The sequence below is a fragment of the Vibrio sp. 2132-1 genome (genome assembly GCF_033344315.1).
The window spans coordinates 1-13,525 of the sequence record NZ_JAWPON010000006.1 but is presented as its reverse complement, the minus strand read 5'-3'; the positions used below and the strand labels follow the sequence as shown (position 1 = coordinate 13,525).

General features: G+C 42.4%; 14 protein-coding genes. 10 read left to right on the top strand and 4 right to left on the bottom strand.

Features of this window, described 5'->3' with window-relative positions; all coding sequences use genetic code 11:
- Positions 1–8: 8 nt before the first annotated feature.
- The 4 genes from R8N47_RS07830 to R8N47_RS07815 all read right to left on the bottom strand — a co-directional run bounded on the left by R8N47_RS07830 (position 9) and on the right by R8N47_RS07815 (position 4,091).
- The gene (locus R8N47_RS07830) at positions 9–440 is read right to left on the bottom strand and encodes an AHH domain-containing protein (RefSeq protein ID WP_064353937.1); all 432 of its coding nucleotides are present in this window, start codon (positions 438–440) and stop codon (positions 9–11) included.
- A 288-nt stretch (positions 441–728) separates the two neighbouring features.
- The gene (locus tag R8N47_RS07825; protein ID WP_025766635.1) at positions 729–2,450 is read right to left on the bottom strand and encodes an ATP-binding protein; all 1,722 of its coding nucleotides are present in this window, start codon (positions 2,448–2,450) and stop codon (positions 729–731) included.
- Complete coding sequence (locus R8N47_RS07820) at positions 2,440–3,621, bottom strand: FIST signal transduction protein (protein WP_025766636.1); 1,182 nt, start codon at positions 3,619–3,621, stop codon at positions 2,440–2,442. The genes R8N47_RS07825 and R8N47_RS07820 overlap by 11 nt, the downstream gene beginning before the upstream one ends.
- Positions 3,622–3,734: 113 nt before the next feature.
- Positions 3,735–4,091 (bottom strand): hypothetical protein, encoded by a 357-nt coding sequence (locus tag R8N47_RS07815; protein WP_064353935.1) that lies wholly within the window; start codon positions 4,089–4,091, stop codon positions 3,735–3,737.
- A 257-nt stretch (positions 4,092–4,348) separates the two neighbouring features.
- Between R8N47_RS07815 and ccoN the strand changes: the two genes are divergently transcribed.
- The 10 genes from ccoN to uspE all read left to right on the top strand — a co-directional run bounded on the left by ccoN (position 4,349) and on the right by uspE (position 13,350).
- The gene (ccoN, locus tag R8N47_RS07810) at positions 4,349–5,776 is read left to right on the top strand and encodes a cytochrome-c oxidase, cbb3-type subunit I (RefSeq protein ID WP_005396488.1); all 1,428 of its coding nucleotides are present in this window, start codon (positions 4,349–4,351) and stop codon (positions 5,774–5,776) included.
- 12 nt (positions 5,777–5,788) lie between these two features.
- The gene (gene ccoO, locus R8N47_RS07805; RefSeq protein ID WP_005377475.1) at positions 5,789–6,409 is read left to right on the top strand and encodes a cytochrome-c oxidase, cbb3-type subunit II; all 621 of its coding nucleotides are present in this window, start codon (positions 5,789–5,791) and stop codon (positions 6,407–6,409) included.
- Between the two features lie 9 nt (positions 6,410–6,418).
- The gene (locus R8N47_RS07800; RefSeq protein WP_005377485.1) at positions 6,419–6,592 is read left to right on the top strand and encodes a cbb3-type cytochrome oxidase subunit 3; all 174 of its coding nucleotides are present in this window, start codon (positions 6,419–6,421) and stop codon (positions 6,590–6,592) included.
- On the top strand, positions 6,592–7,566 hold the full coding sequence (gene ccoP / locus R8N47_RS07795) for a cytochrome-c oxidase, cbb3-type subunit III (RefSeq protein WP_005377487.1): 975 nt from the start codon (positions 6,592–6,594) through the stop codon (positions 7,564–7,566). The genes R8N47_RS07800 and ccoP overlap by 1 nt, the downstream gene beginning before the upstream one ends.
- Positions 7,567–7,671: 105 nt before the next feature.
- A complete protein-coding gene (locus R8N47_RS07790) occupies positions 7,672–8,148 on the top strand; it encodes a FixH family protein (RefSeq protein WP_005377489.1) in 477 nt (158 codons plus the stop codon).
- A 4-nt stretch (positions 8,149–8,152) separates the two neighbouring features.
- A complete protein-coding gene (locus R8N47_RS07785; protein ID WP_064353934.1) occupies positions 8,153–10,516 on the top strand; it encodes a heavy metal translocating P-type ATPase in 2,364 nt (787 codons plus the stop codon).
- A 15-nt stretch (positions 10,517–10,531) separates the two neighbouring features.
- On the top strand, positions 10,532–10,696 hold the full coding sequence (ccoS, locus tag R8N47_RS07780; RefSeq protein WP_005377493.1) for a cbb3-type cytochrome oxidase assembly protein CcoS: 165 nt from the start codon (positions 10,532–10,534) through the stop codon (positions 10,694–10,696).
- Between the two features lie 8 nt (positions 10,697–10,704).
- Positions 10,705–11,385, top strand: coding sequence for a sulfite exporter TauE/SafE family protein (locus tag R8N47_RS07775; RefSeq protein WP_064353933.1), 681 nt, complete (start codon positions 10,705–10,707; stop codon positions 11,383–11,385).
- A gap of 90 nt (positions 11,386–11,475) precedes the next feature.
- A complete protein-coding gene (locus R8N47_RS07770) occupies positions 11,476–12,222 on the top strand; it encodes an FNR family transcription factor (RefSeq protein ID WP_005377497.1) in 747 nt (248 codons plus the stop codon).
- Positions 12,223–12,402: 180 nt separating this feature from the next.
- A complete protein-coding gene (uspE, locus tag R8N47_RS07765) occupies positions 12,403–13,350 on the top strand; it encodes a universal stress protein UspE (protein ID WP_064353932.1) in 948 nt (315 codons plus the stop codon).
- Positions 13,351–13,525 lie beyond the last annotated feature (175 nt).

Here is a 13,525-nt window from a genome sequence, read left to right as displayed (position 1 = left end):
TTCAGCAGTTAAGCAGTTAAGCAGTTCAGCAGTGTGGACTTAAATACATTCTCACTATGCCTAATTCTTCCAAGCGTGCCAATCCAGTTCTGATAATTTGTACCATGTATTCGTGAATGAGGTGGAGCTTTTGGAGTAGTGTAGTGATCTTTATAAGCACTGGATCTAGGTAACCAAACACCATTAATTGCATCATTAATCCCTATACCAAATTCTAACATTTGTAATTTTGCATCAATCATCGCAGTTACCTTACCGTTTCTCATCACAATCTGATGTGCTGCGTGATTTGGGCTAGGATGAGGTTCTGCTACGGCATAAAGTATGCGAGACAAGTGCCGGTAGCTTATTCCAAGAATGGATGTGGCTTCTCGGCACTTTAACTTATTGTTTAACACACCTTGGATACTGGAGAAACGTTGCAATTCATGGTAGTTCATCGTAACTAACTTCCTAGATACCTCCAAGCAAACATAGGACAGATTCACTTGGAAATACTAGGACATTATCGCTTTGGGCTTACACTATTAGTGCGCATTATGTATATTATGTTAAATTAAATATTGCTGTACGCTAAATGCTGTCTGAGTATGCTCCTATTCCCCTGCAGATTTTAAATTTAAGGGCCTTACTGTAAGTATTAAACATAATGGTTATTTACCATAAAATACTTAATATAGATCTTAATAATCTATCGATTGTTAAGATCTATATTAACGCCTTTTTGCTTATTGAAATGACTGTATAGCTTCAAAGATATCTTGTCTTCTAACTGGCTTGGAAATGAATCCGTCCATACCGGCATCCAGGCATTTATCTCTATCGCTTTCTAGCGCATGTGCAGTTAACGCTATAATTGGGGTCCTGAGACCTTTATCTCGAATAAGTCTTGTTGCGGTAATTCCATCCATCACTGGCATCGAGACATCCATGAGAATCAAATCGATTAAATCCTCATTCTCTTCTAAAAATGTTAATGCCTCTGCTCCATGGCTTGCGATATGAACATTATGGCCAAGCTTATTTAAGATAAGCTTTATTACGAACTGATTCGACTCGGTATCTTCTACGACGAGAAGTTCCATTGCTTTTGTCGGTTGATTGGTTTCGATTCTAACTGGACGATTTTGATTACAACGAGTCAAAACTGGAATCGAAATCGTAAAGGTTGAACCAACATGCTCATCACTTTTAACGGCAATCTTGCCACGCATCATTTCAACTAAATGCTTGGTTATTGCGAGTCCCAGTCCTGTACCACCAAAGCGTCTCGTGATGGAACGGTCTCCTTGATGAAATGCCGTAAACAAGTGCTCTTGCTTTGCTTTAGATATACCAATTCCAGTGTCAGATATTGAGATCACAAGTTCAGCATCTTGCTCAGATACAGAAACTTTTACTTCACCTTCGTCTGTAAACTTTATTGCATTCCCTATTAGATTAAACAGGATTTGAGATAACCGCGTGGAGTCAATCCAAAATTGTTTGTCATTAGTGACAGTACAGTTGAGTTTAAATTGGAGATTTTTCTTCTTAGCTATTTGTTTTTGCTGAGAAATAACAAAAGTGACAGTGTCTCTTAAATTAATCCATTGTTCATTGAGCTGAAAGCGACCAGACTCGATTTTAGAGAGATCAAGAATGTCACTGATTATCGCGAGAAGTAACTCTGCAGAGCACTCCATTTGGCTCAACGCATCAATTTGTTCTTCTGACAAGGTTGATTGCTTCAGTATATCTAGCATTCCAAGAACGGAATTTAAAGGGGTTCTTATTTCATGGCTCATCATCGCTAAGAACTCCGACTTAGAGCGGTTCGCAAGCTCTGCTTCTTCTCTTGCTTTAGCGAGCTGAGTTGTTCTTACCTCAACGATACGTTGTAACTTCTCTTTGGTCTCGATATCAATGACCGCCCTTTCAATTAAGGGACGAAACCGCCTCAAGGTTTCCTTATTCTCTATGCTAAAGTGCCCTTTCTGAGCTCCAATAAGTAGGATTACGGTTTGCGTTACTTCTGAACGTATACCAGTTAAAACGACCGAGTTTACATGGCTTTTTATAAAGCTGTTTAAGTTAACAAACTCAGCGAGTTTATCTGGCTCGAACAGTAGAATGCATTCACCATTGAGAGCTCTTTGATAGGTGTTACCGTGTAACCAGGATACATTGTCAAATACGCTATTAGTTGATATCAATGTCCTGAAGGGATATCGCTCACCATCGCGAGTCAGTACAATAAAATCATCGAAGTTGATGTACTTTTTGAGGACATTGTTTAATCCCGTAAATATCTCATGCCGATTCTTTGCCTCACTCATCGCAGATATCGCGGAAAGAATGGCCTTGTTTTCATCAGCGAGTAGTCGTTCTCTTTGTCTAGCCTGCTTTAGCTCAACTAACGCTTCTTGAAGCGCTTCCTGTTGATATATGTCTAAGTATTTATCTTTCATAAGGTTTATGGAATATAGCCGATGAAATCATCAGGTTTCCATGTCCATTCTCACCACCAATAAATCTACCTTGCTCGCCGAAAGTAAAAGGGCAAATAAAAGGCAAATGTTCTAGTTCTTGGTTAATTTGTTCACAAACGCTATTCATGTCTTGCATTAAGTGCAACATGGGACCTGCGCAAAAGATATTTATCACTCCAATTTTTCGAGACTCTTCTAATTTTTGGTTAAAAGCGGCATTGACGACTTTTGCAGCGCGCGCAACGAGATGCTCACGACTTCCTTTCATTAATGTGAGCTCGTCACCCTCTTCTATTCGTGTAAACAACTCGATTCCACCATCTGGCGTCTCACGGATCGGATGGGATAACTTGTAATATGGGCGATCATAGAGATGACCTGCGATCCGCCCTAATGGATAAGCACTCGAGTTTGTAAACAGCATATTATCTTTACCTACTTGGTTATCCTGGTGATTTGTCCACCTTCTATAAACATTGAGCGCAGGTTCATTATCAATTTCAAGTAAGCATCTATCGTTGGTCTTGGTTGCAACACCTTTGATATTAGTTGGTGTATGCCCAGCGCTAAAAGCGATATCAACAGGTTGAGAGGAGTAAAAGAGAGTTAAGCTTAAACCTGAAGTTTGAGAGCCTTGGGCGGTTATCACAGACCATTTCCCAGCGATGTTATTATCAGCGGCCGAACCACCAATAATTGGAATTAGAGTTCCAAATCTTTCATCTATAGACGCAATGATTGATTCCTCTTGCCCTGGTGTAGCATGAAGTAGAATTAAGTTTGGTACCTCTCCTACACGGTTTGCGTTCTCAAGGGCCATATCCAAAGCCTTGGTGACGCTGTCACCTGAGTTGTGATTAGAAATACCAGTACCATAAGCATGAGGACCTGTATCATAAACAGCAAGTGCCGCAATTACTGGGCCTGTATGAAAGCCCTGATCTGTCATTACGGCTTGACATGAACTGGCGCCATGAAAAGGCACACCAGGAAAATGCGCAAGAAACGCTTCTCGAATCAACTCAAAATTGTATTCTTCCGTGTAGTAACACATCACGTAAGACAAGCTCTGTTGTGTCAATTCGGACCTGAGCGTTTTTATCGCTGAGTCTTCATCTTTAATATGAGTAAAAACTGATTGGCAATGCATACGATTTTATAATTGGATATCACTCTGCTGTTATACCATTCCAACCAATTTTCTCTAGGTAAGAAGGTGTTAATTTCATTAATAAGTTACGATTATCTCGTGATAGATCGTATTTATAATTGAACTACAACAATGTTTTCACCTTTTTTAAAGGTGATTTTTTTCGATTCAGGCATGATGTCCCATTCTACTGACTTATGCTTCTCGTTGAGATTGATAAAATTACCAGATTGATTTAGATCAATTTTTAGAGTGCTACTTTCTGTCGTTTCGAGCGAAATTCCCATTGAGTCACGATTAATCGTGATTATTTCTCCTTCAATTGTTACATCGCATCGTTCTTTTTGTGAACAGTCAACGCTATTAATACTCTCGTGTGTAAAGGTACGCCAGAAAAATGCGCCTATTAAAACACTGAGCATGATTAAGATTTGTGCAAGTCGCGCCTTTGTTAACTTTTGTGCAGGCATAATTACTAATATCCTTGTTACAAACTTCAAACTTTTTAAATAAAAAATGATTTCCAGAGGTCCAGTAAGGTTACTACCCTGTCATTGAATTGTTAATTCAAGTATAGTGTCACGCTGAAAATGCCACTTTTTATTAAAGTCAGCAATGGAAATAAGGTGATGATAACACTTGAATTCTAGAGTTTACTTGGGTGGTGTTACGACGCAAGTCGTGTTGGAAGTAAAAGTGTAGTTAATTAGAAATTGGAAGCATGCAAATGAGCCAAGTAAAGCAGCTTGAACAAAACTACAACTATACAGTCGTTCGCCAATTTACCCTTGTGACCATTTTATGGGGCATAGTTGGTATGGCTGTTGGTGTTTTGATTGCCGCTCAATTAGTTTGGCCACAGCTAAACTTTGATACGCCGTGGTTGACGTACAGTCGCTTACGTCCACTGCATACTAATGCGGTAATTTTTGCGTTTGGTACCAGTGCTCTGTTCGCAACGTCTTATTATGTTGTACAGCGCACATGTCAAACACGTCTTTTTGGTGGCCCACTCGTTGCCTTCACCTTTTGGGGTTGGCAAGCAATCATCCTGGCAGCAGCCATTACTTTGCCTCTCGGTTTAACATCGGGTAAAGAGTATGCTGAGCTAGAATGGCCTATTGATATCGCAATTGCGCTAGTATGGGTATCATATGCGGTGGTGTTCTTCGGCACACTAGTGAAGCGAAACACGTCACATATTTATGTGGCAAACTGGTTCTTCGGTGCCTTTATTATCACAGTAGCAGTACTTCACATCGTGAACAGCATGGCTATTCCTGTGTCACTTGGTAAATCTTACTCGATTTACTCGGGCGCAGTAGATGCGATGGTTCAGTGGTGGTATGGACACAATGCGGTAGGTTTCCTACTGACCGCTGGTTTCCTAGGTATGATGTACTACTTCGTTCCTAAACAAGCTGAACGTCCTGTTTATTCTTACCGTCTATCTATCGTTCACTTCTGGGCACTTATTTCTCTATATATTTGGGCAGGCCCTCACCACCTTCATTATACAGCGCTACCAGACTGGACTCAGTCTCTAGGTATGGTTATGTCGCTGGTTCTATTTGCTCCTTCTTGGGGTGGTATGATCAACGGTATTATGACGTTATCTGGTGCATGGCATAAGCTTCGTTATGACCCTATCCTACGTTTCCTAATCGTTTCACTGTCGTTCTACGGTATGTCTACCTTTGAAGGCCCGATGATGTCGATTAAGACGGTTAACGCACTTTCTCACTACACAGACTGGACCATTGGTCACGTTCACTCTGGTGCGTTAGGTTGGGTTGCGATGGTTTCTATCGGCTCTGTATATCACTTGGTACCTCGCCTATTTGGCCAAGAGCGTATGTACTCTGTTGGTCTAGTTAATGTGCATTTCTGGCTAGCAACAATCGGTACCGTTCTTTACATCGTTGCGATGTGGATCTCTGGTGTAATGCAAGGTCTTATGTGGCGCGCGGTTAACTCTGACGGTACGCTAACTTACAGTTTTGTTGAATCTGTAGAAGCGTCTTATCCGTTCTACTTTGTACGTTTCCTAGGCGGATTTATCTTCCTATCTGGTATGTTCCTAATGGCATACAACACGTACAAAACGGTAAGTGCACCTAAAGAAAGCCTAAAAGCTATCCCACATCCGGCATAAGGAGATTTAAGAATGAGTAATAATTCTAATAATCGCCATGAAATCTTAGAACGTAATGTCGGTTTGTTGGCTATTTTTATCGTGTTTGCTATCAGTTGGGGTGCTCTTGTAGAGATCACTCCTCTGATTTTCCAAAAGCAAACGACTGAACCTGTAGAAAATCTGCGCGCTTACACTCCTTTGGAGATGGAAGGCCGTGATATCTATATCCGTGAAGGTTGTAACGTCTGTCACAGCCAGATGGTTCGTCCTTTCCGCTCAGAGACTGAACGTTACGGTCACTACTCTGTTGCTGGTGAGAGTGTTTGGGAACACCCATTCCTTTGGGGCTCTAAGCGTACAGGCCCGGATTTAGCTCGTGTTGGTGGTCGTTATTCTGACGAATGGCACCGTGTTCACCTGTTAGATCCTCGTGAGCTTGTACCTGAGTCAAACATGCCAGGTTTCCCGTGGCTAGCTGAAAACGTTTTAGACGGTAAGCTAACTCAGAAGAAACTTGAGCTATTTCGTGATCAGTTCGGCGTTCCATACACTGATGAAGAGATCGCGAATTCGGCTAAAGAAGTAGAAGGTAAAACAGAGATGGATGCAATCATCGCTTACCTTCAGTCTCTTGGTCATGCAATGAAGTAAGGGGATCATATGGATTTCGGTACAATTCATAGTATTTATACCGTTGTACTCTTCGCTAGTTTTATTGGCATCGTATGGTGGGCATTTAGTAAAAAGCGTAAAGCACGCTTTGAAGAAGATGCCAACTTGGTGTTTGCTGACGAAGAACAAAAGACCCCTAATAACCAAGGAGTGAAGAAGTAATGACTACATTCTGGAGTCTCTGGATTATCGTGATTACTGTCGGTACGCTAGTAGGCTGTGCGATTCTCCTGACTTGGTGCGCTAAAGATAAAATGGGCGTCGAGGAAGGGGAAGACATGGGCCACGAGTACGATGGTATTCGCGAGCTAAACAACCCTCTACCAAAGTGGTGGACTTACCTGTTTGTAAGCACATTTGTGTTCGCAGCAGTTTACCTTGCCCTATTCCCAGGTCTAGGTAGCTTCAAGGGCTTTTTAAACTGGCAGAGTTCGGCTCAAACCGTTCGCTCACTAGAAGAGTCAAAAGAAGCCATCGCTGCAGCACAAGAGAACAAGCAACTAAACCAATATGCAAAAGAACTGGATGATGCCGACGCTTACTTCGGCGAAGCATTCCGTAAACTTGCGCACAATGACAGTGGTCTACGCCCAATTCCTGAAATTGCGCAAGATCCTGAAGCATTAAAAGTTGGTCAGCGTTTGTTTTTGCAAAACTGTTCTCAATGCCATGGCTCTGATGCACGTGGTCAGAAAGGCTTCCCTAACCTGACTGATGATGCATGGCTATATGGTGGCGAGCCAGCAGCGATCGTTACAACCATCATGCACGGCCGTATTGGTCAAATGCCAGCATGGAAAGATGCCCTTGGTGAGCAAGGTGTTCAAGAAGTTGTAAGTTACACACTTAGTCTATCTGGTCGTAAAGTAAATGCTCGTGAAGCCGCGGCAGGTAAAGCACGCTTCGTAGTGTGTGCTGCTTGTCATGGTACCGATGGTAAGGGTAACCCTGCAGTCGGTGCGCCTGACCTTACAGACCAAGACTGGTTATTTGGTGACTCTCGTGCAGCTGTAACAGAAACCGTAATGAACGGACGCTCAGGCGTAATGCCTGCGTGGAAAGACATTTTGGGTGAAGATAAAGTTCAGCTCGTTGCCTCATATGTCTGGAGTTTAAGTAACTCAGAGAGTAAGTAACTGAGATATTACGTAACATAGCAATAACAGCCCCTTTCATAGGGGCTGTCTTTCCTTTAAATTTAACGCCTTACATTTTTTCATTTAGCTGTTGAGAACTTTTTTATGGTAAAGCCTTGGTATAAACAATTTTGGCCGTGGTTCCTAATCATCCTTCCTCTTACTGTCGTAGTTTGGACTGTGATTACTGTGGTCGTTTTCTCGAACAACTCTGTTTCTTTAGTCGCCGAGGATTACTATAAAAAAGGCAAAGGCATTAATATCGACATTAGTAAAATGAATGTCGCTCGTGACCTAGGTCTTAACGCTGAGATTTCCTCTGAAAATAACAATGTTGTGATTGTTTTCGCTAAAGGGAAGCTACCTCATTACCCTGCTCTAACGGCCACTTTCACTCATCGTACTCTTCCTGATCGTGACTTCACAAAGCTTGTAACAGCGGATGCATCTGGTAATTACCGACTAAAAGCTGAGGAATCTATTCAAGGACCATGGTTTGTTGAACTACAACCACACGACAAGCAATGGATGATCCAAGGTAAAGTTGAGTTTCCTGCCTCTTCAACACCGTTAATGAAGTAAGCATATGTGTAAATCCTGTTATCACTGCGGTGAAGATGTACCAGCCAACACGGATTTCAAAGTAGAAATATTGGGTGAAATTCGCGACATGTGTTGTCCGGGCTGCGAAACTGTGGCGCAGACTATTGTCGATAGTGGTCTTGTATCATATTACCAATACCGCACTGCGCCTGCAGAAAAGGCAGATCTAGTACCAGAGCAACTCCAAGCTTTAATTCATTATGACAATGCGGATGTACAATCTGAATTCGTACGAAATCGCGAAAATGTTTCTGAAGTAACCCTTTCTTTAGAAGGCGTTTCATGTGCTGCTTGTGCGTGGTTAATCGAAAAGCAAGTTTCCAATACAGCCGGGTTGGTATCTATTCGTGTTAATACAACCACCAATCGAGCGTTACTAGCCTGGGATAAAACTCAGGTACGGTTAAGCGAGCTCCTTTCCGTTATTCATAAACTTGGTTACAAAGCTGCACCTTTTGAAGCAGATAAGCAAGAAGCCTCTTACCATCGAATGATGAAGCAATATCTATATCGGCTAGGTATTGCAGGTTTAGCAACCATGCAGGTCATGATGCTCGCCGTTGCACTGTATCTCGAAGTCTTTGGTGATTTAGAGCCAGAGTTTAAAAGTTACTTTCGTTGGGTAAGTTTGATTTTTGCTACTCCTGTTTTGCTTTATTCCGCTCTTCCATTTTACTTAAACGCATGGCGCAGTATCAAAGGCCGAACCCTTGGTATGGATGTCCCGGTTTCTATCGCGTTGATCTTTGCCTATGTTGCAAGTTTAGTTGCAACAGTAACTGAACAAGGCGAAGTCTTCTTTGAATCTATCTCGATGTTTACCTTCTTTTTGTTAGTAGGTCGATTCTTAGAGATGCGCGCTCGTCGCAAAGCTGCTGCAGCGAGTGGTAACCTTCTTAAGTTGATTCCGGCAATTGCTACAACGCTGGACGGTGATCAGATACCCGTGAAGACGCTAAAAGTTGGCGATCGTATTCGCGTTCTACCTGGTGAACATATCCCCGCTGACGGTAAAGTTATTTCAGGCCGTATTCATATTGATGAATCCATGCTAACGGGTGAGTCAGTGCACGTTGTGAAACGAGAAGGCGATATTGTTTATGCGGGAACGCTAAACGGAGACGAATCATTTGAACTTGAGGTAGTAAGCTCAAAGGCCGATTCAATGATTTCTAACATCGTGCGTTTACAAGATGAAGCTCAACACTCCAAACCTAAAATTGCGGAAATTGCAGACATTGTCGCCCGTTACTTTGTTGGTGTGATTCTTATTATCTCTGCTGGTACTTGGTTTTACTGGCATCAAACAAAACCAGATGATGCGTTTTGGATCATGCTGTCTGTGTTAGTCGCTACGTGTCCATGTGCGCTATCTCTGGCCACACCGACCGCACTCACTTGTGCTACCTCTAGAATGGGTAATTTTGGCATTTTACTTCGTAAAGGCCATGTGTTTGAGACATTATGTAAGATCAACCACTTAGTTGTAGATAAAACAGGCACTCTAACGAAAGGTGATATTGAGATCTGTGAAACAAAGGTACTTAGTGATCTCCCACAGAAAGATTGTCTATCACTAGCTGCAGCTTTAGAGGCTCATGCAAACCACCCTATCGCTCGTTCTTTTGCAACTTTCACCAATGATGACTTTATCGTGTCTGATGTGCAAAACGTGATTGGGTCAGGGATTGAAGGGATATGGAATGGCAAAATCGTTAAGATAGGTAGTGCTGCTTTTGTTCAAGGCAAAGAAAGTGGTGAAAGCCAGGCGGTCTATCTGTCGGTTGATGGCAAGCATGTCGCTAGCTTTTACTACCGCGACCCTATCCGAAAAGAAAGCAAAGCCTTTATTCAACGCTTTGCTGACGCTGGAATTAAGACAACCCTGCTAACTGGTGATTCTCTTTCAAACGCCCAACCAGTGGCGAATGAAATTGGTATCGATCACATCGTCGCGTCAGCAAAGCCAGAAGATAAGCTTGCATACCTTAAGAGCTTGGACGAAAACAGTATCACTATGATGGTTGGTGATGGAATCAATGACGCGCCGACTCTCGCCGGAGCTCACCTTTCTGTCGCAATGGGCGGTGGTACAGATGTCGCTAAAGCTTCTGCAGATATGACGTTACTTGGGGATAATCTCGAAAAGCTACTAGAGGCACGTTTGCTTGCACTGCGTACAAGAAAGATTATTCGAGAAAACTTGGCTTGGTCTTTGGGTTACAACCTGTTAATTTTGCCTTTGGCGGTCGCAGGTTTAGTGGCTCCCTACATTGCAGTAGTTGGCATGTCTGCAAGCTCAATTATCGTTGTATCTAACTCTTTGCGCCTGCTCAAAGAGAAATAAGTAGAGAAAGCAAACATGGAAAGTCTTTATATATTGATTCCCATCGCTATCGTTCTCGTTTGTGTTGCTGTCGCCGTTTTTCTTTGGGCGGTAAGAAGCGATCAGTTTGAAGATCTTGAACGGCAAGGGCACAACATTCTTCTCGACGAAGAAGACCAATCTAATAGTGATAAAAAGTAGCGACCTTTATGACTCCTGATTTTATCGGTGCGTTGATGATCGGCTTAGTAGGAGCCGGTCATTGTATGGGTATGTGTGGTGGTATCGCGTCTCTACTTACCATGGGCTCTTCTGCTAAAAATAAAACCACCCCTCTTATCCCCCTCTTCTACAACCTCGGACGATTGTTCAGTTATACCTTAATAGGTGCATTAGTGGGTGGTGCTATATCAGGTTTATCTGAGCTTAGTGGGTTAACGCACTCTCTTGCTTGGTTAAGGCTGATTGCTGCGTTATTCATGATCCTGGTCGCGCTGTATATTGCTAAATGGTGGCAAGGCTTACTTTTAATAGAAAAGCTAGGGCAGTATCTCTGGCGCTTTATCTCGCCGGCAGGGAAGAGTTTGTTACCATTAAAGCATCCTCTTCACGCGTTGCCATTTGGCTTTATTTGGGGTTGGTTACCATGTGGTTTAGTTTATTCAGCGCTTACTTGGTCGGCGGTTTCTGGTAGTGCGATGAACGGCGGCCTAATTATGCTTGCGTTTGGGCTCGGAACGCTACCTGCAATGCTTATTATTGGATACGGTGCCAATCATTTTCAGAAATTACAAAAATCATTAATATTTAGAAATATTTCAGCATTAATCCTTATTGGCTATGGTACGTATACCGCTGTAGGAGCCTTAGCGTTACTCGGTTTCATATAACGTTAAACTCTATTGAGGTGACATTTTTGCTACCCTTTAGGATTAAGCGATGCTAAAATATTGATGTATATCAAATAGTGAAAGGTTGTTATGATTTCTGAAAAACCTGCAACAAAGCGTATCCAATCAGGCGGTTGCGCCATTCATTGCCAAGATTGTAGCATTAGTCAACTGTGTATCCCGTTCACTCTAAATGAGGCAGAACTTGACCAGCTTGACCAAATCATCGAACGTAAGAAGCCTATTCAAAAAGGACAAGAGCTTTTTAAGGCCGGTGATGAGCTAAAATCGCTATACGCTATCCGCTCTGGTACCATCAAGAGCTATACGATCACAGAGCAAGGTGATGAGCAAATCACAGCGTTTCACTTAGCTGGAGACTTAGTCGGTTTCGATGCTATCACTGGTGACTCCCACCCTAGCTTTGCTCAAGCACTCGAAACGTCGATGGTATGTGAAATCCCATACGAAATTTTAGACGATCTATCGGGTAAAATGCCTAAGCTTCGCCAGCAAATCATGCGTTTGATGAGTAACGAAATTAAAGGTGATCAGGAAATGATTTTGCTTCTTTCTAAAAAGAACGCAGAAGAGCGACTAGCTGCTTTCCTTTACAACCTATCAACGCGTTTTTCTCAGCGTGGCTTCAGCCCTAGAGAGTTTCGTTTAACTATGACTCGTGGTGATATTGGCAACTACCTTGGTCTTACAGTCGAAACGATCAGTCGTTTGTTAGGTCGTTTCCAGAAATCTGAGATCCTAAGCGTAAAAGGTAAATATATCACTATCTTAGACCACGATGCATTGATGGAACTTGCTGGTGTAACTAAAGAATAATACACCCTAATTATTGATGTAGCTCGAAAATGAGCTACATCATATTTCTCATAAATTCCTTTCGAAAGTCCTCAAAAAGTTCTCCAAACTAAGCTACAGTAAAAATGTACGGTGAGTACTCCAAAATACTGATTTAATTTACATTCAGTATCTGGTTTTGCAATAGAAGTGGGCTTAGTTATGAGTATATACAGTAAGATCCTTGTTGTAGCTGACATCAATAATGATGAGCAGCCCGCACTTGCAAGAGCTGTTCAATTAGCTCAGAAAAGTGTATCTAGAAGCCGAATCACTTTCTTTTTATCCATTTACGATTTCTCGTATGACATGACGTCAATGCTATCAGTGGATGAAAGAGATGCTATGCGTCGAGGTGTCATTCATCAGCGTGAGCAGTGGATGCGTAAAATTGCTCAACCATACCTAAACGATGGCTTCGACTTTGATGTTTGTGTTGTCTGGCACAACCGCCCTTATGAGGCGATTATTGCTGAAGTCTATGCAGGCGATCATGACCTAGTCATCAAAGGCACACGTAAGCATGATGTTTTAGAGTCTGTCATTTTCACACCGACAGATTGGCACTTGTTGCGAAAATGCCCTATTCCAGTGCTTCTTATCAAGAATGCTGCTTGGCCGGAACAAGCAAGTATCCTTGCCTCAGTACATGTGGGCTCAGAAAACCCGACTCATATTGATCTCAACGATACGATGGTCGAGCGATTAAAAGAAATCACCACTCGGCTTGAGGCCAAGCCATATCTTGTTAACGCCTACCCCGTTACACCGGCGAATATTACGATTGAACTTCCTGAATTTGACCCAACGACTTATACCGATGCAGTGCGAGGTCATCATTTAACGGCTATGAAAGCACTACGCCAAAAACATGGTCTTGATGAAGAACAAACGATAGTTGAGCAAGGTTTACCTGAAGATGTCATTCCGGCAGCTGCAGAGCGCTTGAACGCAGCAATGGTTATTTTAGGTACCACAGGGCGAACAGGGCTTTCTGCTGTCTTTATTGGTAATACAGCGGAGCACGTAATTGATAAAATAAATTGCGACGTGTTGGCTCTAAAACCAAAAGGCTACATTAGCCCTCTCGACCCAAATACAGCAACCTAATCTCTCTTTAGTATTGCTATGTATTGAGCGCTTTCAAATAAGCGCTAATAAATCCCCCCAATACAGGGGGATTTTTGTTTGGGAACAGTTAAAGCGTTTGACCCGTCCTGATATGGGTTGACACTTTTTAACTAAAACGCTCGATGTACTTCATCGGGCGTTTTGTATTTTAAAG

What these genes read in the sequence shown, in the direction of transcription:
- R8N47_RS07775 (WP_064353933.1), top strand. Translation starts at nt 10,705, where the DNA reads ATGACTCCTGATTTTATCGGTGCGTTGATGATCGGCTTAGTAGGAGCC.
- ccoS (WP_005377493.1), top strand. Translation starts at nt 10,532, where the DNA reads ATGGAAAGTCTTTATATATTGATTCCCATCGCTATCGTTCTCGTTTGT.
- R8N47_RS07820 (WP_025766636.1), bottom strand. Translation starts at nt 3,621, where the DNA reads ATGCATTGCCAATCAGTTTTTACTCATATTAAAGATGAAGACTCAGCG.
- ccoP (WP_005377487.1), top strand. Translation starts at nt 6,592, where the DNA reads ATGACTACATTCTGGAGTCTCTGGATTATCGTGATTACTGTCGGTACG.
- ccoO (WP_005377475.1), top strand. Translation starts at nt 5,789, where the DNA reads ATGAGTAATAATTCTAATAATCGCCATGAAATCTTAGAACGTAATGTC.
- R8N47_RS07815 (WP_064353935.1), bottom strand. Translation starts at nt 4,091, where the DNA reads ATGCCTGCACAAAAGTTAACAAAGGCGCGACTTGCACAAATCTTAATC.
- R8N47_RS07790 (WP_005377489.1), top strand. Translation starts at nt 7,672, where the DNA reads ATGGTAAAGCCTTGGTATAAACAATTTTGGCCGTGGTTCCTAATCATC.
- ccoN (WP_005396488.1), top strand. Translation starts at nt 4,349, where the DNA reads ATGAGCCAAGTAAAGCAGCTTGAACAAAACTACAACTATACAGTCGTT.
- R8N47_RS07830 (WP_064353937.1), bottom strand. Translation starts at nt 440, where the DNA reads ATGAACTACCATGAATTGCAACGTTTCTCCAGTATCCAAGGTGTGTTA.
- R8N47_RS07800 (WP_005377485.1), top strand. Translation starts at nt 6,419, where the DNA reads ATGGATTTCGGTACAATTCATAGTATTTATACCGTTGTACTCTTCGCT.
- R8N47_RS07770 (WP_005377497.1), top strand. Translation starts at nt 11,476, where the DNA reads ATGATTTCTGAAAAACCTGCAACAAAGCGTATCCAATCAGGCGGTTGC.
- R8N47_RS07785 (WP_064353934.1), top strand. Translation starts at nt 8,153, where the DNA reads ATGTGTAAATCCTGTTATCACTGCGGTGAAGATGTACCAGCCAACACG.
- R8N47_RS07825 (WP_025766635.1), bottom strand. Translation starts at nt 2,450, where the DNA reads ATGAAAGATAAATACTTAGACATATATCAACAGGAAGCGCTTCAAGAA.
- uspE (WP_064353932.1), top strand. Translation starts at nt 12,403, where the DNA reads ATGAGTATATACAGTAAGATCCTTGTTGTAGCTGACATCAATAATGAT.